23 protein-coding genes are annotated in these 20637 nt (G+C 39.6%); 7 read left to right on the top strand and 16 right to left on the bottom strand.

Annotated elements, in window-relative coordinates; all coding sequences use genetic code 11:
* Window positions 1-25 precede the first annotated feature (25 nt).
* The 3 genes from MKL51_RS12085 to MKL51_RS12075 form a co-directional block, all read right to left on the bottom strand.
* Window positions 26-361: a hypothetical protein gene (locus MKL51_RS12085; RefSeq protein WP_017481292.1), complete on the bottom strand. Its 336-nt coding sequence runs from the start codon at window positions 359-361 to the stop codon at window positions 26-28.
* Window positions 342-530, bottom strand: coding sequence for an NF038215 family lipoprotein (locus MKL51_RS12080; RefSeq protein ID WP_270904327.1), 189 nt, complete (start codon window positions 528-530; stop codon window positions 342-344). The genes MKL51_RS12085 and MKL51_RS12080 overlap by 20 nt, the downstream gene beginning before the upstream one ends.
* Window positions 531-692: 162 nt before the next feature.
* A complete protein-coding gene (locus MKL51_RS12075) occupies window positions 693-1316 on the bottom strand; it encodes a LysE family translocator (protein ID WP_005071049.1) in 624 nt (207 codons plus the stop codon).
* Between the two features lie 179 nt (window positions 1317-1495).
* Here MKL51_RS12075 and MKL51_RS12070 point away from each other — a divergent pair, with 179 nt between their 5' ends.
* The 5 genes from MKL51_RS12070 (at window position 1496) to MKL51_RS12050 (ending at window position 7127) form a co-directional block, all read left to right on the top strand.
* Entirely contained in the window at window positions 1496-2065 is a 570-nt protein-coding gene (locus MKL51_RS12070; protein ID WP_002120318.1) for a TetR/AcrR family transcriptional regulator, read from the top strand.
* Window positions 2062-3705 (top strand): MFS transporter, encoded by a 1644-nt coding sequence (locus tag MKL51_RS12065; protein ID WP_017481291.1) that lies wholly within the window; start codon window positions 2062-2064, stop codon window positions 3703-3705. Before MKL51_RS12070 ends, MKL51_RS12065 begins: the two co-directional genes overlap by 4 nt.
* A 39-nt stretch (window positions 3706-3744) precedes the next feature.
* Window positions 3745-4863, top strand: a complete 1119-nt coding sequence (locus MKL51_RS12060) for an HlyD family secretion protein (RefSeq protein ID WP_017481290.1) — start codon at window positions 3745-3747, stop codon at window positions 4861-4863.
* Window positions 4864-4928: 65 nt separating this feature from the next.
* Window positions 4929-5810 carry a 1-aminocyclopropane-1-carboxylate deaminase/D-cysteine desulfhydrase gene (locus MKL51_RS12055; protein ID WP_002120010.1) on the top strand — a complete coding sequence of 294 codons (882 nt, stop codon included), beginning with the start codon at window positions 4929-4931 and terminating at the stop codon, window positions 5808-5810.
* A gap of 117 nt (window positions 5811-5927) precedes the next feature.
* Window positions 5928-7127, top strand: coding sequence for an NAD(P)/FAD-dependent oxidoreductase (locus tag MKL51_RS12050; RefSeq protein WP_017481289.1), 1200 nt, complete (start codon window positions 5928-5930; stop codon window positions 7125-7127).
* Between the two features lie 12 nt (window positions 7128-7139).
* Here the strand turns inward: MKL51_RS12050 and MKL51_RS12045 are convergent, their stop codons facing one another.
* The 3 genes from MKL51_RS12045 to MKL51_RS12035 all read right to left on the bottom strand — a co-directional run bounded on the left by MKL51_RS12045 (window position 7140) and on the right by MKL51_RS12035 (window position 9593).
* Window positions 7140-7310, bottom strand: coding sequence for a hypothetical protein (locus MKL51_RS12045; RefSeq protein ID WP_017481288.1), 171 nt, complete (start codon window positions 7308-7310; stop codon window positions 7140-7142).
* A 126-nt stretch (window positions 7311-7436) separates the two neighbouring features.
* Window positions 7437-9140 carry a mechanosensitive ion channel gene (locus tag MKL51_RS12040; protein WP_017481287.1) on the bottom strand — a complete coding sequence of 568 codons (1704 nt, stop codon included), beginning with the start codon at window positions 9138-9140 and terminating at the stop codon, window positions 7437-7439.
* A gap of 225 nt (window positions 9141-9365) precedes the next feature.
* Entirely contained in the window at window positions 9366-9593 is a 228-nt protein-coding gene (locus tag MKL51_RS12035; protein ID WP_017481286.1) for a hypothetical protein, read from the bottom strand.
* Between the two features lie 290 nt (window positions 9594-9883).
* Between MKL51_RS12035 and MKL51_RS12030 the strand changes: the two genes are divergently transcribed.
* A complete protein-coding gene (locus tag MKL51_RS12030) occupies window positions 9884-10303 on the top strand; it encodes a hypothetical protein (RefSeq protein ID WP_014205905.1) in 420 nt (139 codons plus the stop codon).
* A 48-nt stretch (window positions 10304-10351) separates the two neighbouring features.
* Here MKL51_RS12030 and MKL51_RS12025 read toward each other — a convergent pair whose 3' ends face one another.
* Window positions 10352-11113: a ferredoxin--NADP reductase gene (locus MKL51_RS12025; RefSeq protein WP_002120057.1), complete on the bottom strand. Its 762-nt coding sequence runs from the start codon at window positions 11111-11113 to the stop codon at window positions 10352-10354.
* 86 nt (window positions 11114-11199) lie between these two features.
* Between MKL51_RS12025 and gigC the strand changes: the two genes are divergently transcribed.
* A complete protein-coding gene (gigC, locus tag MKL51_RS12020; protein ID WP_002120024.1) occupies window positions 11200-12084 on the top strand; it encodes a LysR family transcriptional regulator GigC in 885 nt (294 codons plus the stop codon).
* Window positions 12085-12103: 19 nt separating this feature from the next.
* On the opposite strand, the gene MKL51_RS12015 is transcribed toward gigC, so the two are convergent.
* From MKL51_RS12015 to nuoH, 9 genes are all read right to left on the bottom strand, one after another.
* The gene (locus tag MKL51_RS12015) at window positions 12104-12397 is read right to left on the bottom strand and encodes a cold shock domain-containing protein (RefSeq protein WP_005803269.1); all 294 of its coding nucleotides are present in this window, start codon (window positions 12395-12397) and stop codon (window positions 12104-12106) included.
* A gap of 116 nt (window positions 12398-12513) precedes the next feature.
* On the bottom strand, window positions 12514-13149 hold the full coding sequence (gene upp, locus MKL51_RS12010; RefSeq protein ID WP_002120045.1) for a uracil phosphoribosyltransferase: 636 nt from the start codon (window positions 13147-13149) through the stop codon (window positions 12514-12516).
* A gap of 100 nt (window positions 13150-13249) precedes the next feature.
* Window positions 13250-14743 (bottom strand): NADH-quinone oxidoreductase subunit NuoN, encoded by a 1494-nt coding sequence (gene nuoN / locus MKL51_RS12005; protein ID WP_017481285.1) that lies wholly within the window; start codon window positions 14741-14743, stop codon window positions 13250-13252.
* A 2-nt stretch (window positions 14744-14745) separates the two neighbouring features.
* Window positions 14746-16344: an NADH-quinone oxidoreductase subunit M gene (gene nuoM / locus MKL51_RS12000; protein WP_002120006.1), complete on the bottom strand. Its 1599-nt coding sequence runs from the start codon at window positions 16342-16344 to the stop codon at window positions 14746-14748.
* Between the two features lies 1 nt (window position 16345).
* Window positions 16346-18235 carry an NADH-quinone oxidoreductase subunit L gene (nuoL, locus tag MKL51_RS11995; protein WP_002120008.1) on the bottom strand — a complete coding sequence of 630 codons (1890 nt, stop codon included), beginning with the start codon at window positions 18233-18235 and terminating at the stop codon, window positions 16346-16348.
* The gene (nuoK, locus tag MKL51_RS11990) at window positions 18232-18540 is read right to left on the bottom strand and encodes an NADH-quinone oxidoreductase subunit NuoK (RefSeq protein WP_000529822.1); all 309 of its coding nucleotides are present in this window, start codon (window positions 18538-18540) and stop codon (window positions 18232-18234) included. Before nuoK ends, nuoL begins: the two co-directional genes overlap by 4 nt.
* Complete coding sequence (gene nuoJ / locus MKL51_RS11985) at window positions 18540-19058, bottom strand: NADH-quinone oxidoreductase subunit J (protein ID WP_014205902.1); 519 nt, start codon at window positions 19056-19058, stop codon at window positions 18540-18542. Before nuoJ ends, nuoK begins: the two co-directional genes overlap by 1 nt.
* Entirely contained in the window at window positions 19058-19600 is a 543-nt protein-coding gene (nuoI, locus tag MKL51_RS11980) for an NADH-quinone oxidoreductase subunit NuoI (RefSeq protein WP_002120012.1), read from the bottom strand. Before nuoI ends, nuoJ begins: the two co-directional genes overlap by 1 nt.
* 18 nt (window positions 19601-19618) lie before the next feature.
* Window positions 19619-20635, bottom strand: coding sequence for an NADH-quinone oxidoreductase subunit NuoH (gene nuoH, locus MKL51_RS11975; RefSeq protein WP_002120063.1), 1017 nt, complete (start codon window positions 20633-20635; stop codon window positions 19619-19621).
* Window positions 20636-20637 lie beyond the last annotated feature (2 nt).

Genomic DNA, 20637 nt, shown 5'->3' with positions numbered 1-20637 from the left:
ATAGGTTTAAACAAAGCTTACTAAATTATGACCACGGCCACCCTTCGCAAGGGTTATTAAATAAAACGTGTATATTTCCCAACTCTTCATTTGTTAAATAGCCATTCTTATTTTCATCTAAATAATGAAATAGCTCTGTCTGCTTGTTTTCACCTTGAAAACGCTTATCACTCGGCCAGTTATAAGGATAAAAGTCTTCAACCCGTTGAAATTCTTTTAGGCTATACATGCCATCATGATTTAAATCATATTTTTCCTGAAAAAGCTCCCCATCTAAAGAAGCAGGCTCACATGCAATTACCATATTCAAAATACAGTAAGTTGCACATCCAGCAAGTAACTTAATAGTTAGATTGCTCATGATTATTCACTTGTATATCGGAAATTTTATAGTCCTTTTCGTGAATTGGAGAACCAGCAATACTCATGGCCCGCTCATTTGCCGGTTGTTGCTTACTCATCGTTCTCATCTCACATCCTGTAGTTAAGATGAGAAAAACTACAGAAATGCTCACCATTAGTTTTTTCATAACGTGATCCTCATTTCTTTTTGTTTTATTTATTAAGTTACCACTTTTAAAGTGTTTAAGTGCTAAAAAAGATATTTCAATTTGTATATATTTTACGCAAAAATAAAGCCAGACTATAAATAGCTGGCTTTGGATTTTTTAGATAATTTAATTAAAGACTTATCATTTGAAGAAAATTAACTTTAAGCCTAATACACTCACAATACTTCCAGCTACTCGGTCAACGGCAGTTTTTGCTTTTAAGTACATTGTTCTAGGCTTCTCTGAAGAGAGCAGCATTGCCACACATGAGTACCAACCCGCATCAATCATAAAACAAATCACTGGTAATGCGACATAGTAATAATTAGGGATTTCTTTTGGCAGTAAAGCCGTAAATACGCTGGCCAATACAACTGCGATTTTTGGATTACTTAACTGGGTAATTAAGCCATATCGATATGCCTGCTTATAGGTCATTTTCGATTTGCCATCGTTTTCCATCGCAATTGGTTCTTTAGCATGTTTAATAATTTTAAAAGCCAGCCAAAGTAAATATAGCCCACCACCAATTTTTAAAATTAGATAAGCAGAAGGCACCGCCAATAAAACTGCTTGCAATCCCATAACTGCTAATAGACCAAAAAGCGCTGCGCCTGTCCCCGTCCCTAAAGCGGTAAACAACCCATGTTTACGTGATTTAGAAATTGAATTTTGTGCAACATAAATAAAGCTTGGCCCAGGACTTATTGCTCCAAGCATCAATGCCATCGCAATTGAAAAAAGAGGAATAAGGGACTCAAACATTGTATTGACCTAGCATCATGCAATTGCGCGGTATTCTAACAGCTTTTTATGACACATATAAAAATGGCGAAGATATAAATGATGAAAATTGAATTTTCATGTTTTTACAATTTAAATCTTCACAACGGACAAAAATGTCCGTTAAATATATAACCTTTAGAACTCCCCAAACCGATGACATGAGTAAACGTCAAAAAATTGCAGCCCATAATCGGGATGAATTACTCAATGCAGCCGAAGAATGTTTTCGTATTCATGGTATTAATGTTCCCTTACAAGTTGTGATTGACCACGCTGGGGTCGGCAGAGCAACTTTTTACCGCAACTTTTGTGATCGAAAAGCTTTAATTAGTGCACTTTTAGAACGCGCGATTACACAGCTAGAGCAAAAAGCAGCTCATTTTCAACAATTCGAAGATGGTTTATTTCGTTTAATTGAAGGACATATTGGACAACTTCCCAAACTCGCAATTTTGCAAGATTTTTGGAGAGTGATTGATCGACAAGATCCAATTATGTTAAAAATTTATGAACGGCGAAATAATGCACTTAACCCACTGATTGAAAATGCGATAGAACAAAAATTGTGCCGAGCTGATCTGACCGCCGATGACTATGCAATGGTCACAGCAATGTTGGGTTCTTCATTTCAAGGACATGAGCCAGAAGAACAGACTCGCTTAGCAAAACGAGCAATTGAATTACTATTTCATGGTATTCAAATACAAAAAATTCGAGGGATAGAATGAGTAAAACGCCTCGTTATTTGGAAACACCACCCGACTGGACCCCAGAAGAGCAACCGACTTTACCTGGTTCACCAGCAGCTATTGAACACTCTGTACCTAAGCGGTTTATTTACTTTTTTATTGGTTTATTTATCGCCCTTTCGGCAAGCTTAAGTAATGGTTTTATTACGGCAAATTTACCTTTAATCCAAGGTGAGTATGGACTAACTCCTTCCGAAGCGGCTTGGTTGCCTGCTGCTTATGTCATGGCAAATGTCAGTTCAAACCTGATTTTATTTAAAGCCCGGCAACAGTATGGCCTAAGAGTATTTTCGGAAATAGGACTCGTGATTTTTATTGCAGTTCTGGTATTACATATTTTTGTGCATACTTATGAAATGGCCCTATTTGCGCGGGTTGTAGCTGGTTTAGCTGGTGCGCCATTAAGCTCACTAGGTATGTATTACACCATGCAAGCTTTTAAAAAAGCAGACATGGCAAAAGGTATATATATTGCCTTTGGTTTTCAGCAACTTGGCGTGCCGTTAGCTTGGATTATTTCTCCATTTCTCGTAAATACAGATAGTTGGTCTGTTCTATATACCTTTGAGCTCGGCTTAGCACTTTGTTGTTTAGCCATGGTCGTTTCATTGAAGTTACCACGTAGCTTAAGAATTTATGTTTTTGAGAAGCAAGATTTCTTTACCTTTGCTTTATTAGCGCCTGGCTTTGCCTGCTTATGTATTGTACTCACACAAGGTCCAATTTTATGGTGGTTTAACAGTGAATGGCTTGCTTACGTCTTAATTGCAGGTTTTAGCTTAGTTGTTCTTGGTTTGCTCTATGAGCACTATCGCGCCAATCCATTAATTATGACACGCTGGTTAGGCGCCGCTTCGACCCTACGCTTCATTTTTGGTGCTTTTGCTATTCGACTTTTAATGTCAGAACAAAGCTACGCAGCTGTTAACTTCTTAAAAACAATGGGGATGGGTCCAGACCAATTTGTTCCACTCTATGTGGTCATATTGATAGGGATTTTAAGCGGAACACTTTTTAGTGCACTGACTTTTTCACGCGAACGGATTATCTTCCACTTACTTTTTGCAGAATTTTTAATTTTAGTCGCATGTGGACTAGATTATCACTTAACCAGTGATGTCCGACCTGTGAACTTCTTTGCAAGTCAGTTTTTAGTAGGCTTTGCAGGTGGTTTATTTATTGGGCCATTGCTCCTGATTGGCTTTGCGCAAACTTTGGCTAAAGGTCCTTCGTATGTGGTGACTTTTATTGTGCTGTTCTCTGCAACTCAAACATTTGGCGGCCTTGTCGGGTCTTCATTCTTCTCGACCTATCAACAACACCGCACACAAAACTATCAAGTCGAGATTATTAAAGATTTGGAACAAGCAGATCCTCTAGTTGCTCAAAGGCTCTCTACATATCAACGCAGTGCATCAGTTACGACTACTGACCCAGCATTACAAACAGCCCAATCCATGCGCTCACTTAATCAAGTGGTCACTCGTGAAGCGCAAGTGCGTGCCTACAATGACGTTATTGCATTAAACGGTATTTTTGCTGTCGCACTACTCTTGTGGGGTGGTTTTAATATTGCACGAAGTAAATATCTACAACGTAGAGGAATTAGCCGTCCTTAACGGCTTCTTTATTGATGAAATAGAAATTGAGATTGATATATGTCAGATGATCAAAACAAACCAGAACAAGCTCCACCTCAAGTAGCTCCCGCTCCATCTAATGAACCGGCACCTGCGAGTAAACTGATTTCCACAAAACGCTCAACTTTATTATGGATGCTAGTTGTGCTCATTGTCGGTATTTTAGTGATTTTGTGGGCATGGAGAATCGGACCCTTCGCAACGAGCGTTCAGCAAACTGACAATAGTTATGTTAAAGGTAAAACAACGATTTTATCGTCGCAAATTAATGGCTATGTTAAAGATGTATTAGTTAAGGACTTTGACCACGTTAAAAAGGGTCAAGTATTAATGCATATTGATGCAACCACCTACGACCAAAAAGTAACGCAAGCGGCTTCTGGAGTTGAACAAGCTAAAAATACTTTAGCCAATCAGACACAGTCTATTGCTCAAAAACAAGCTGATATTGTGGCTGCACAAGCAAAAGTAGATCAAGTTAAAGCTCAATATGAACTTTCTTTAGCACAGCTTAGACGATATCAACAGTTAGGTAATAGTGGAGCAGCTTCTAAATCTGAGCAAGATAAAGCCGCATCAGATGCTGAAAATAACCTTGCAGCACTGAAGCAGGCAGAAGCCAATGTTTTAGTTGCCAAAGAAGCACTTAAAACGGCGCAGGTCGCGGAAGCTGGCTTAGAAGCACAAGTTTCCAGTGCTAAAGCACAACTAGATCAGGCACAAACTACCAAAGACTATAGTGTCATTGTTGCTCCAATGGATGGACAACTTGGTGAGGTGAACCCTCGTGTTGGGCAATATGTAGCAGCAGGGTCACAATTACTCTACCTCATTCCACAGCAAACTTGGGTGATTGCCAACTTTAAAGAAACCCAAATTGCCAATATGCGAATTGGGCAAAAAGCATGGTTTACAGTCGATGCGATGAAACACAAAAAATTTACAGGGCATGTTGAGCAGATCTCACCTGCTGCGGGTTCTGAGTTCAGTGTATTAAAGCCTGACAATGCAACAGGAAACTTTACCAAAGTGGTTCAACGAATTGCCGTACGCATTACCATTGATCCAAATCAAGAAGGAATAGAACACTTACGTCCTGGCATGTCAGTGATTACATCTGTCGATACAAGTTCGTAAACAGCTTTTTAAAGCTCTATTTAAAAAGCTACAATGTGATCAATCATTATTTTTCTCAATTTCTAATGTTTGATCACATTGCCCAACCTGTTTCCTATCAGCACATTGCTCCCCCCTCTTTAGTTCATCTCGACATTAAGCGATTAGATTTAGTTCATCCCCAAATTTCAGGCAATAAATTTTTCAAACTAAAATACAATCTGCTTGTCGCAAAACAACAAGGTTTATCGAGCATTTTGACTTTTGGAGGGGCCTATTCAAATCATATTGCCGCGACTGCCTATGCCGCTCATCTTTTTGGCTTAAAAAGTATTGGAATTATTCGTGGTGAAGAGTTAGCTGATAAGCCTCTTAATCCAACCTTAGCAAAAGCTCAAAGTTTAGGAATGTATCTACATTTTGTCTCACGCAATGAATATCGCTTACGAGATGATGCAAACTATCTTCAACAATTACGTCATCAATTTCCTGAAACTTTCATTATTCCTGAAGGCGGCACCAATGAATTGGCTGTTCAAGGTTGTCAGGAAATTCTGAGCCAAAGTGATTTAAATCAATATGATGTGATTTGCTGTGCAGTAGGAACTGGCGGAACGATTTCGGGGCTCATTGAAAGCAGTGGACTACACCAAAAAGTCTTAGGATTTTCGGCTTTAAAAGGTAACTTTTTACAACAAGAAATTCGGCAGTGGACCAAAAAACAGAACTGGTCTGTGACAGATGCATACTGCTGTGGTGGGTATGCAAAAACTTCACCCGAGTTATTGGCATTTATAGAAAGTTTTGAAGAGCAGCATGCGGTACCACTTGAACCGATCTATACGGGAAAGATGATGTTTGGTCTGTTTGATCTTATAAAGAATAATTACTTTTCTGAAGGAACTCGCATTCTGGCAATTCATTCTGGTGGTTTACAGGCAGATATAAGAAATAAATCACATCAATAACTAATTAGTTTTTAGTGCACATTACTTCGCATAGCAGTAAATGTCTTTAACATGACTAAGGCTCGGCATGATAGTATATGCCCCTTTTAAATTTTCACGATTAATCGAGAATCTCTTATGTCTAACAGTCATGTCGATGTCATTGTCTTAGGTGCAGGTGCTTCTGGACTCATGTTGGCTGCACATGCTGCTAAACGAGGGCGCTCGGTTTTAATTTTAGAAAAAGCCAATAAAATTGGTAAAAAGATTTTAATGTCGGGCGGTGGTAAGTGTAACTTTACCAACCTTTATGTAGAGCCTGACAACTATATTTCTCATAATCCACACTTCGTTATTTCTGCTCTATCACGCTATAGCAACTGGGACTTTATCGGTTTGGTATGTGATTATAAAATTGCTTATGAAGAACGAAAACACGGGCAATTATTCACGCTAAACGGCGCTAAAGAAATTTTAGAGATGCTAGTAAGTGAATGTGATAAAACCAATAACGTTGATATCCAAACTCAATGTGAAGCTGTACAGATTGATCCATTAGAAAAAGGCGGTTTTACTGTACACACAAACCAAGGCCGATTTAGCTGTGAGTCATTAGTGGTTGCTACAGGTGGTTTATCCATTCCAACTTTGGGTGGTTCTGGATTTGGCTATGAACTGGCACAAAAATTTGGACATCAGGTTTTCCCAACTCGCGCAGGTTTAGTCCCATTTACTTTTTCAGATCATATTAAAGAAGTCACTACACGCCTAAGTGGTAATGCTTTAGATGTGACTCTAAGTAACTCGAAGAATAGCTTTACTGAAGCATTATTGTTTACGCATCGTGGTTTGAGTGGTCCAAGTTCTTTACAGCTTTCAAACTATTGGAATACTGGTGAAAGTTTTAAAATTGACTTTTTCCCGAGCCAAGATTTAGCAACTTATTTAAAAGACAAAAAGAAAGCCCAACCTAAAGTTTTATTGCGTACTCTTCTGAATGAATTTACTGCAAAAAGTATTGTACAAGAATTACAGCAACTTATATGGCCAGAGCAGAGCGAAATAGCGATTGGTAATATCAGTGATGCACAGCTAGATCATATTGCTGAGCAACTACATGGTTTTGCCGTCAAACCATCAGGCACAGAAGGCTATCGTACTGCCGAAGTTACTTTAGGCGGAGTTGATACAAGTGAAGTATCTTCCAAAACCATGGAAAGTAAAAAGCAGAAAGGACTGTTTTTTATTGGGGAAGTACTTGATGTGACTGGCCATTTAGGAGGCTATAACTTCCAATGGGCTTGGTCTTCTGCTTATGCAGCAGCACAATACGTTTAAATGATGAATAAGCTAATTTGAAGCTTTCGAATCATTTGAAGATTTTTCAGAATTACGTGTATGAGTTGTTGCCTGTTTTGATGAATTAGATTTGTTAAACACAAATTTATAAGCACTTGCTAAAAAACCTACCGTAATTCCCGCAATGACAATCGGTGCTAAAAAACGACTTGGTTTCTTCATCGTATTTTCCTCACTTATTTGTTTTTATAACGCTTAAAAAGAACGACCACTCAATATAGAGTGGTCGAACTTATCACAAAAATCAAAGATTTTTTGTACGGTTTATCTGAAAATTAGTTTTACTTACTAAATTTCGTCATTTTCTCCAGTAGATCCAAACGGTTTATTTACTGGTGGTTCTGCTGGATTTACTTGTGCAGAATCAGCTGGTTTTGCATCAGATGAAACAGTTGATGGTGAGGTTGTAGTCGTTGGTGCAACTGTAGATGTTGACGAACTCGTAGTTGCAGATGAGCTACCAGCAGATGGGCTGCTCGTTGTGGTAGTAGACGGTGGTTGATAAAGCGGATTCGGTTCATTCGCTTCTTTTTTAGCTTTATCTAACAAATCACTCAACAGTCTTTCTGCTGGTTGGCGACCACCTAAACCAAATGCAAGAGCGAAAGCAACTGCAACTGCGCCTAGAGTCAAACCAAAAGCAAGATTAACGATTGAATCTGCAATACCCATCGCTCTTAAACCAAGCGCAAGTACAAGACCAATAATTAACACACGAACTAAACTACCTAACCAACGCGAGCTATTATATTCGCCGCGTTGAACCACGTTCGCCACAACATTGGCAAGCCAGAAACCAATAACCAAGATTACAGCGCCCAATAGAATGTTTGCACCGAAATGGATAAACATTGCAATTAGACCACTAATTTGATCGAAACCAAGACGATCCGCAGCTTCAGAAACTGCAAATAGCATAGTAAAGAATACAATTAACCAGCCAACTGCGTTAGAAACTTTAGTTTGACCTAAAAAGCGTTGTACATCTAACTTTGCAGGAATTTCATCAACACCTGTACCTGCAATTAATTCGGCTACTAAGCGGCCAACAAAACGAGAAACAATATAAGCAACCAGTAGAATTAAACCAGCAGCAATAATGTTTGGAATCGCCTGCAAGATCTCATTGAGCATAGCTGTTGCTGGCTGAGAAATTGTCTCAATGCCTAAAGCTTCAAACGCTACAATCAATGTTGTAATAATGATGATTGCAAAAACAAATGAACCTAAGAATTTGCCTACATTAGAGCTTTTGAAAAGACCAATTTTTTCAGCTTGAGCCTGAACACCTAAGCTATTTACTAAACCTTCAACAATACCGCGTACAATTTTTGCCAAGATATAACCAACAAAAACGATAACACCAGCAATAAAGATATTTGGTAAGAATGCTACTGCATCATTTACCATATTTTGAACTGGAATCAGTAAGCCTGTTAATCCTAATATTGAAAGAACAATCGGAAGGAAAAGTAACAATACAAGCCAGTAAAGAATTTCACCAATATTCTGGCTAATTCCACCTACACCCACTTCACTGCTTAACTTATCGTCAAGTTGAGTTCGGGATAAAACATTGGTCACCCCTGCTCGCACCAGTCGAGCAACGATCCAACCAATAAAACCCACCACAACAGCAGCAATAATATTTGGAATATAGACGAGTACCTGATTCACCATATTGCTGAACGGGCCACTTACTCCACTAATGTTAAGTACATTGAGAGCTGCGACAACAGCTAAGATTAGAATAAACCAGAATACGACTTTTGAAATAAGACCTTCTATGTTTGGAGCACGCCCAGTTGCTGAAGATAATTTTGCATTGGTATTTACTTTTTGCAGAAGTTTTTTTACACCTGCCGCAACTAATAAAGCGATTATCCAGCCAACCAGTAAGATGACGATTGCAGCTAAAATAGGATGAAACTGATCCCAGTAATACATCGCATCAAACTGAGCGCCGCGAGGCCCATCAAAAAATTCATTCATATTGTTATGTCCTCAATTGTTATGTTCTTTTCAGTGCCATCAATTATGAAAAACACTTTTCGTTGTTAAAAATGACGATAAATGCGGTCTATCTCACCTTATGTTTTGAATATTTTCTAATCAACACACTTCTGCATAAATACAACAAATTGATGCAAAAGGTTGCAAAAAAAGGCTTCAGGTCACATCCCAAAGGCTTTCTATAAAGATATACTGGTTAGCTTATTACCCTTTATAGATATTCAAATCTGAAGTACTCTTAATGACATGTGGTGTGACCTCATGTTGAAAAGCGGCTTCTTCTTTAGGTGTTTTGCTGTGATCAGCAACCATGTAGACGATGAGTGCAATAAGAAAAAGCCCAACAATAATTAAAATGTAAACTGGCAATCTTCTTTTTTTCGCAGTTTCTTCAGAACTCGTCACATGAGGTGGTTTTGAAAAATCATGCATCTTCTTTCCCCTCTTCTTTTATCATTAACTTTATAATCATCATAGCAATTTGGTTTGTTGCATTGTGTGAAAAAGCATTATGCTAAGGTGTCTGTGTTTGCAAAACTCTACTATTAAAATAATAAAAACAGTATAAAATTTAGGCAAAAATATTTAGCCATTAAAAAATAATGACAAGTTATGCTCGAGCTTCTTTAAGGTTCTATTTGTAATACAATATGTTTTAGCGCTTACTTTTTATAAAATAGGCTATAATAAGCCCCCTTGTTTTAAAGCTGCTCTATTTTATGATGTATCGTCAGCAAAACGTAACACTTGATCTCGACACTGACGTCACACATCAATGTTATATACATCAGACGAGAGACGAACATCTCATTGGTATTATTGAATTTAATAAACCAAGTTATGAACTCAAATGGGGTGATTTAGAGTATTTTCGTCGCCGTACTGAAGAATTTTCCGTCATGCCATTTCCTGACTGCATTAATGCCATGATTGTTGATATTCGTAATATCAATATTTTTCTAGACAATGATGTTCCGATTTTACCTTGGCGCTTACTAGAAGAAGACTGTCCTGTTCGCTTAGTCGTTCCACAAGATCGTTTGGAACATTATGCAGGTCTTTTTGAGCCAACTTGGCTTTCAACCGATGTAGACAGCGCAATTTCAGAAATTCGCGAATTTATGGATATGTTTGTCCACTAATAAACATATCCATAAAATTAATTATAAAGTTGTTTTCACCGCAATTTATTACCAGTAATTTTCTACCGCAATATTTCCCTCACCTCGACGGTTCATCGTCAAACCACGGCGTTTTAAAGCCTCTTTCGTGTCATCTACCATTTGCGGATTTCCGCAAAGCATGACGTGGCTTGTGGCAGGATTCAGCTCTATACCAGCAGATTTTTCTAATTCACCATTTTCAATTAGAATCGGCAAACGATCATGCAATGGCGCAGATGGATCTCGAGTAATAATCGGAATAAATTTAAATCCGTTATGTCCTTCCCCAAAAGTTTCAGCAATCTCTTGAATACGATCAACGTAAGCTAACTCAGCTGCGGTACGGACACTGTAGACCAAATTAATTTTTTGATATTTAGACCATGTATCGAAGTCTTGTAGCATCGATAAAAATGGAGCTAATCCTGTACCCGTTGCCAATAACCATAAATCATGGGGTAAAGGTTGTTGATAGCGAGCTAAAGTCAAATAACCATAAGGTATTTTTTCTAAATACAGCTCATCTCCTACCTTTAAATGTTGAAGATTTGACGTAAATGCACCGTCTGGTACTACAATCGAAAAAAACTCAAGCGTTTCATCAAATGGTGATGAGACTACCGAATAAGCACGAACAACGAGTTCCTCTCCAACTTTTAGCCCAATACGTGCGAATTGCCCAGCAGTAAATTTAAAATGTGCAGGGCGGGTCATGGTGAAACTAAAAAGAGTTGGAGTCCAGCGGTGTACAGATAAAACTTTTTCTACGCTAAATTTTTCAATTGACATGATTTCAACGTGGCATGAAATAGTGCGCTCATGTTAGCATGACAGCCGAAATAATGAATACTTTTAAACGTTAAGGCTTTTTAAACATGCGCATGACATTACGCCAGTTGGCTGTTTTTGTAGCAGTCGCTCAAGAAGGAACTGTCACCAAAGCGAGTGATGCGGTCAGACTGACGCAAAGTGCAGCAAGTATGGCTTTAGCCGATTTAGAGGATGGTCTTGGTGCTCCTCTATTTGATCGTTTAGGTAAACGATTACAGCTTAATGATTTAGGTCGTTTTCTATTGCCTCAAGCATTAGAAATATTAGGTCGCTGTGAAGCTTTTGAGCAAGCTGCAAAAGGTGAATTGCAAAGCATTGATTTACGTATTGGGGCCACTTTAACGATTAGTGATTACCTCATGCCAGATTTAATGGCAAACTTTTTACAGCATCACCCTAAAGCGCATTTGCAATTACAAGTGGGCAATACACGCCAAATGATTGAAGCAGTCAATCAATTCCAACTTGATTTAGCTTTAATTGAAGGCTCATGTCACTTACCTCAACTCCAATGTATTCATTGGCGTGATGATGAGCTTGCAGTTTGCTGCGCCCCAAATCACCCGTTAGCACGTTTAAATAGACCTCTAACAGCGCATGATTTTCTTCAAGTCGAATGGATTTTACGTGAAGAAGGCTCAGGAACGCGTGAAGTATTTGATAATGCGATATTGCAAGATCTGCCAGACGCGAATATTCGCTTAACCCTAGGTCACAATGAAGCAATTTTAAAAATCGTTGCTGGTGGTTTAGGTATGTCATGTATTTCTAAACTAGCCATTGAACCTTTAATTGAAAAGGGACAATTAGTAATTTTAGATACACCATTCTGGCAGCTTACCCGTCCGCTTTATATGCTGGTACACCGTCAAAAATATCAGGGTCCAGGTCTCAAAGCATTCTTACAATTCTGTGAAGATCAGGTTTAAAACCTGATCTTTTCATTGATTAGCGTCGAAAATTTGATAGCAATTCGCTTGTGATCGCTTTATTGTGATCTGCAATTTTATTTTTCTTGGTTTTCGCAGGATTCGGGTCAACACGCTCAATTTTGATCGCTTTAAATTTGCCCTGATTATCTGCGGCAAGAAATCTCACTTTTTCATTTCTTTTCGGTTCGCCCTCTGATGCAGGGAAATCAGAAATATGAAAGAAAATATCTCCTTCAGTAGTTTCAATAAAACCAAAACCTTTATCAGGGTTATATTGTTTTACCCATCCAGTATAAAACTCTTGCTTCATGATCTTTCCCCTACTTTTCCAATCCAGTCGTTGCAGTAAATAAAAAAGAGACTCACGATTCCGTTTTTAAAATTATACGGTTGAATGAAGTCTCTTTTTATTACGATTTCAAAAAATTAATCTTTTTGTACACTACCAAAAATTTTATCGCCAGCATCGCCCAAGCCAGGAACAATATAACCTTGTTCATTTAAGCCATTATCAATAGATGCCGTATAAATTTGCACATCCGGATGAGCCGCTTCAACTTTAGCAACGCCTTCAGGTGCAGCAACCAACACCATAACACGGATATCTTTACAACCACTTGCCTTTAACACATCAATAGCAGCAACTAACGAATTACCCGTTGCTAACATTGGGTCAATAATCATCGCAAGACGATTAGCCACATCCGGAACTAATTTTTTATAATACGTGCGAACTTCTAGTGTTTCTTCATTACGCTCAAGACCTAAAACACTCACCTTTGCACTTGGAATCAGATTAAGTACACCATCCAACATACCAATTCCGGCACGTAAAATCGGTACAATTGTTATTTTTTTACCAGCAATACGCTGAGTAGTAACAGTTCCAGCCCATCCATCAATTTCACAATCCACAACTGGCAAATCTTTTGTTGCTTCATAAGTCAACAACATAGTCACTTCCTGAGCAAGCTCACGGAAATTTTTAGTACTGATGTCAGCACGGCGTAACAAGCCTAATTTATGACGAATAAGTGGGTGACGAATTTCTTGAATGGCCACAGATGTTACCTAAAAATATAAAAACGTATTTATTATAATCTTTTTTTAACGCTCAATAAAAAAAAGCCTCCAGATTTGGAGGCTTTTTTGTACACCAGAATTACTGTTGTGAAAGCATGAAATGTAATGGAGATAAAATTTCTGCTTTTAGTGCCAAATTAATCATTGGATCTGGGTAAACACCCAAAATAATAACTAATGCAGCAGCAGCCAATACCATTAAACCACCCACTTTTTGTCCCCAATGAGCATCTGCATCAATACGAGGAGTTTCCGGTGGTGTCATGTACATTACAACCATCACACGTAAGTAATAGTACAAACCGATACCACTACCCACAATAATCATTGCAGCTAAGAACCAGTGTTGAGTTGTTACAGCAGCCATTACCACCAAGAACTTACCAATGAAGCCTGCTGTTAATGGGATACCAGCCAAAGACAACATCATGACTGTTAAAGTTGCTGTAAGTACTGGACGACGCCAGAACAAACCACGGTAGTCTGCAAGGCTTTGTGCTTCATCTACGTTGTTATATGGGCTAGACATTAACGCTACTGCACCAAAGGCACCAATAGTTGTTAATACATAAGACACTACATATACAGTTACGCTACCCAAGCTCGCATAAGTCATGCTAATTAAAGCAATTAACAAATAACCAAAGTGAGCAATAGATGAATAACCAAGAATACGTTTTAAGTTAACTTGACGAACAGCGAGTAAGTTACCAACTAAAATCGACAATACAGCAATGATCGTCAAAATAGTTACTAACGAGTTCACCATCATTGCGCCTGAAGCAAGCATATAGCGCACGAACAAACCAATTGTTGCAACTTTAGCAGCAGTCGCTAAGAAAGTTGCCATTGGCGCTGGTGCACCTGCATATACATCCGGTGTCCATTTATGGAACGGCGCAAGCGACAATTTAAATGCAACAGCAAAGATAATAAGTGCTAAACCTAATAACACCATTGGCTGTTTGATTGCTTCAAATAATGCTTGTACAGAATCATAGAATGAAAGTGAACCTGTATATGCATAGATATATGCCATACCCATCAACAACATTGCAGAAGCTGTCGCTGAAAGTACAAGGTACTTAATACCCGCTTCAAGTGAGTTACTACGTTGATAAGTATAAGCAAGTAAGCCATATACAGGAATCGACATTAACTCAAGGCTAATGAAGAATGATGCATAGTGAGAGCTTGCAACCATCAACATTGCACCTGCTACTGAAGCAAGTAACAAAAGGTATAACTCTTCGCGGTTGTCTTTATAAGTTTCGATGTAAGCATGAGACAAAGTACAACATGCCAATGCCGCAATCAAAATCATAAATTGATAGAACATGGTAAATGGATCAACCATAAACATGCCCATCACATTTGCCGGTACAAACTTACCGCCAAATACTGAAAATAAAATATAAAGTGCAGCAAGGTTTAAACCGACAACAGAAGCTGTTGCGATTAAATTATGATTACGCTTAATTGAAATTAACAACATGACGACGATTGTTGTCAAAGCAACAATCATCACCGGAGCTAAAGGCATAAGCGTAGAAAATGATACTGTGAAGTTCATGATTATTGGATCTCCACATGGTCAAGTTGAGTAGCTGTTTGCTGAACAGTTTCAACGACTTCTTGTACTGGCACATAACTATTGACCAACCACTGCATGCTTGAATGAGATACATCCAAGAATGTTTGTGGGTAGATACCAAGCCAAACGAGACCAATCGCACAAATCATCAAAATACCAACTTCACGAGCAGATAAGTCTTTCAATGGACTAGTGTAATGTTGCTTTTGTTCAGGATTTGGTTCACCAAATAAAGCACGGTGAATCAAGATCAAGCCATATAAACCTGCAAATACAAGGCTGATAGAAGCAAGAATCGTGAAGACAGGATATTTATTAAATGAACCCATCAAAATCAGGAATTCACCAATAAAGTTACCTAAACCTGGTACACCGACAAGAGCAGCAACGAAGAACATCAAGAAAAATGGCAAGTACTGGAGCTGGCCACGAAGACCACCCATTAAACGTAAATCACGTGTATGTAAACGTTCATAGATTTGACCCGACATAATGAACAATGCAGCTGATGACAAACCATGTGCCAACATCATGATCATTAGACCTTGGAAGGTCAAAATATTACCAGCATAGATTGCAAGTAAGATAAAGCCCATGTGTGAAATCGATGTATACGCAAGTAAACGTTTCATGTCAGTTTGCTGGTAAGCACACCATGCGCCGTAGAAAATACCAATCAAACCGAAAATAATCGCAATGTCTGCAAACTGTGCAGAAGCTGTCGGGAAGAATGGAATAACAAAACGAAGCAAGCCATACGCAGCTGTTTTAATCAAGATACCCGCTAAGTCTACAGAACCTGCTGTAGGAGCTTGAGCATGCGCATCTGGCAACCAACCATGTAATGGGAATACTGGTAACTTCACCGCAAAACCGATGAAGAAACAGATCATGAAACCGTAAGCTAAGCCTGCAGGTAAGTGGTTAGCTACAGCTAATAAATAGTTGTAATCAAAACCGATCATGCCTGTCATCATGTAGCCATAAACTACAAGACCTAGGATACCGATTAACATCACTAGACCGGCAATCTGCGTGTAAAGGAAGAACTTAGTAGCAGCGTAAACACGTGAACGACCGTTTGAACCTTTATGACCCCATAACGCAATCAAGAAGTAAATTGGTACAAGCATCATCTCCCAGAAGAAGAAGAACAAGAACAAGTCAATCGCTAAGAATACACCGATAACGCCACCTAAACTCCATAATAGGTTTAAGTGGAAGAAACCAACGTTCTTTTGAATCTCACCCCATGAACAACCAACAGCAAGTACACCAAGTAACGCTGTTAATAACACCATGAGTAAAGATAAACCATCCACAGCTAAGTGAATGCCAATACCGAGTGATTGAATCCACGGTAAATAGAACTCAGCAGACCAAGTTGGGATTTTAGAACCCAACTCGTAGCTATAAGTTCCACTTTGCCAAAGTGCAAGACCTAAGCCCAAAGTAATGAGCATACCAATTAAGGCAATCCAGCGTGGCAAAGTTTTGTCGAGCTTATCGACTAACCAACAAATAAAACCGGCAATGAACGGAACAAGGATCAGCGCGGGTAAAATTAAATTGTTTTCCATTTTATTTCCCCACTACCTGAATAACGATCAAGATCATCAATAACACCACTACACCGAGTGACATGCTTGATGCGTATTCACGCAATGAACCTGTTTGACGTGAGCTTGTAAAACTATTTCCGCCTTTCACGAGTGCAGGAAGAACTAACCACAAACCGTCAATCGGATCACGGCCAAAGATTTTGGCGAAGAATAAATAAGGTTTAACAAAAACGATGTCATACAATGCATCAAAACCAAAAGCGGTACGGCAAATATGTGCCAAACCTGAACCCAAACTTGTTTGAGCGAATGATTTCACTGCACCATAAGCAAATGTAAATAATGCTATACCAACAACTAGACCAACTAGTGCAATACCTACTGCTAAGTGCTCTGCCCCATGCATGCCCTCTACAAATTGTTCAGCGACATGGAATTCAGGGATTTTTGCAGTATTCAGAATACCTGCTACCGGTGCTTTTAATACCGCACCAACAAAAGTAGACAATACAGCTAAAATACCCAATGGAGCCCAGTAAGTTGCACCTTTAATTTCATGGTAAGGCGTGTTTTCTTGACCAAAGAATACAACCCAGATTAAACGGAATGTATAGATTGAAGTCAGGAATGCACCTGCTACACCCACCCAATATAAGGTGTGATATAAAGCAACTGATTGACCTTGTACCCAAACTTCACCAAGAATCGCATCTTTAGAGAAGAAGCCAATTGTTAAGAATGGAATAGCTGCTAATGCACCGCCACCAATCGCGAAACAAGCAAACAGGAATTTGTTACGTTTGAACAAACCACCCATTTTGAAGATGTTTTGCTCGTGGTGGTAAGCCAAAATCACCGCACCAGAAGACAAGAATAATAATGCCTTAAAGAATGCGTGAGCCAACATGTGGAACAAGCCAGCTTGATAAGCTTCCGCACCTACAGCCATAAACATATAGCCAAGCTGACTCATTGTTGAGTAAGCCAAGATACGTTTGATATCTGTTTGAACGAGTGCAGCAAAACCTGCAACTAACAAAGTTACCGCGCCAGTTACCGAAATGAATTGCATCACTTCAGGAGCAAGTTCAAATACGCTGAATAGACGGCAGCATAAGTACACACCAGCCGTTACCATTGTTGCTGCGTGGATTAATGCAGAAACAGGTGTTGGACCTGCCATCGCATCTGCCAACCATGTTTGCAATGGAATTTGAGCAGACTTACCAGCAGCACCCAAGAACAACATTAATGCAGTCCAGATTGTAAGTGACGAACTCTTCGTCATTACTTCTGCTGCGTGTTCAACGATGTACTGAGTATTCAGCGTACCAAATTGTTGGTAAAGCAAGAATAAAGCAATAAGCAAGAATACGTCACCAACGCGGGTCACTGTAAACGCTTTGATCGCAGCCCAACCATTTGCAGGGTTTGCATAATAGAAACCGATTAGCAAGTAAGAGCAAAGACCTACGCCTTCCCAACCCAAGAATAACAACGCCAAGTTGTCACCCAATACAAGCACAAGCATGCTTGCAACAAACAGGTTGAAATAAGAGAAGAAACGCGCATAGCCCTCTTCACCACGCATGTACCATGATGCAAAGATGTGGATTAAGAAACCAACACCCGTGATCATGCCCATCATGAGTAAAGATAAGCCATCTAAATGTAAGCTAATGCCCGGCGCAAAACCGCCAACATTGAACCATGTCCACAAGTTTTGAACAAAAACTTGCTGACCACTCGTAGTAAATGCCATTCCAGCAATGAGTGCAAATAATGCAGATAAACCTACAGAACCTACACCAATAACAGCTGCAACATTTTCAGAGAGTTTGTCTCGTCCTGCCGCCAATAAAATAAAACCGATTAGCGGAAATAATACTGTTAAATATAAATAACTCATCCGCGCATCTCACTAGCAGCATCCACATCCAAATGATGGAAGCGATGATAGAACTGAAGGACAATCGCAAGACCGATACATGCCTCTGCTGCTGCAAGGGTCAAAATCAAGATGAACATCACTTGCCCATCTGGTTGTGCCCATACGCTACCCGCAAGAACAAATGCCAATGCTGCAGCATTCATCATGATTTCAAGGCTCATTAACATAAATAATAGGTTGCGTCGCACCATTACACCGTAAAAACCGAGTGCAAAAAGGATGGTTGCAACAATCAAACCATGTTCTAAAGGAATCTGGCCCATTATTCTTTTTCCTCTTCTGCACCTGGTTCACGTTTACCTAAGTGGTATGCTGCAACAAGGGCTGCTAGCAATAACATCGCGGCAACTTCAACCAATAATAAATAGTGAGTAAAGAGTGCTTGACCAACTACTTTTGGTCCAATCACTTGTGCCCCAAGTGGTGCTGAAATAGTGGTGTATTCACCACCAAGCATCCAAACTAAAAGCAAGCCGAGTAAGAAACTCATGAGTGCTGGATATGCCCAAGCATCTGAAGAAAGCCATTTGCGTTCTTGTTCAACGGTGTGTTGACCTAAGTTAAGCATCATCACCACGAAGACAAATAGAACCATAATTGCTCCGGCATAAACGATGATTTCAAGAGCACCTGCAAAAGGCGCCCCCACGATCATGAAAATACCAGCAACAGCAAGCAATGAAACAATTAGACTAAGTAGAGCGTGTACAGGGTTCGTGTTAGTCACTACACGAACCGTAGAAACGATGGCCACGAGTGCCATCAAATAAAACGGCCACATCATGGTAATAGACTCCGTACATCGATTGGTGCACTTTCTTTTTGTGCTTGACCTTTCTCTTTACCGTTAATTGCCATACCCGTTACACGGTAGAAGTTGTAATCTGGGTATTTGCCCGGACCTGAAATGAGTAAGTTTTCTTTCTCATAAACAAGGTCTTGACGTACATATTCGCCTAACTCGAAGTCTGGTGTGAGCTGAATCGCAGTTGTTGGACAAGCTTCTTCACACATACCGCAGAAAATACAACGTGAGAAGTTAATACGGAAAAACTCCGGGTACCAACGACCATCTTCTGTTTCTGCTTTTTGTAGTGAGATACAGCCAACCGGACATGCAACCGCACATAGGTTACATGCTACGCAACGCTCTTCCCCATCAGGGTCACGCGTTAATACGATACGACCACGAAAGCGTGGCGGCACAATCTGTTCAGCCGGAACTTCTGGATATAAAATCGTGTCACGTTTACGCGTTGCATGGCTAAACACCATGAGTAACGTACGTACAATTGATCCGAATCCAGCTAGAAATTTATACATTTTGTACTCCCTGCTGTCCTAGGCCTGATTCATCAGAATCACAGCACCAGTCACTAACAAGTTGACCAACGCCAATGGCAAACAAATTTTCCAACCAAAGTTCATGACTTGGTCATAACGCGGACGCATTAAAGAACCACGTGCCAATACAAACATCATTACAAAGAATGCTGTTTTAATCACAAACCAGAATACTGGTGGAACAAATGGAATTTCTAAATTGAATGGCGTTAACCAGCCACCAAAGAATAAAGTCACGATCAATGCAGAGATCAGTACTACGTTGACATATTCAGCAACGAAGAACATACCCCATTTCATACCGCCATATTCAACATGGTAACCTTCTGCCAATTCTTGCTCTGCTTCTGGTTGGTCAAATGGATGACGGTGAGTTACCGCAACACCAGCAACTACGAAAATCAAGAAACCTAAGAATTGTGGAATGACAAACCAAACATCACGTTGTGCTTCAACAATTTCACGAAGGTTAAATGAGCCTGCAATTGCAACCACACCCATCAATGAAATACCCAAGAACACTTCATAAGAAATGGTTTGAGCTGCTGAACGTAAACCACCAAGCAATGAGTATTTGTTATTTGAAGCCCAGCCACCAAATAAAACCGCATAGACTGCAATACCAGCCATTGCCATGAAGAACAACAAACCGATACTCATGTCGGCAACACCCAGTGAAGGACTCACTGGGATTACCATGAACGAAAGAACCGCTGTTGCCATTGCAACAGCTGGTGCTAAACGGAATGTAAGTTTGTCAGCAAACTTTGGTGTCCAGTCTTCTTTGAACATGATCTTGAGCATGTCGGCAACGATCTGGAACATACCACCAGGACCAACACGGTTTGGACCATAACGGTCTTGCCACCAAGCAAGTAAACGACGCTCAATAAAAGACATCAACGCTGCAACTAAAACCACAACAAGCAAAATTACAACTGCTTGAACGACAGCATAAGCAATCGGCCAGTTCTCAGCCCAAAGTGGCGTTTGACGTATAATTTCTTGATTCATGA

The sequence above is a fragment of the Acinetobacter sp. AOR18_HL genome (genome assembly GCF_027855145.1).
In the GTDB taxonomy this organism is placed as follows: Bacteria; Pseudomonadota; Gammaproteobacteria; order Pseudomonadales; family Moraxellaceae; genus Acinetobacter; species Acinetobacter pittii.
Note: the sequence above shows the minus strand (reverse complement) of the source record. Positions and strands in the feature narration are given on the sequence as shown.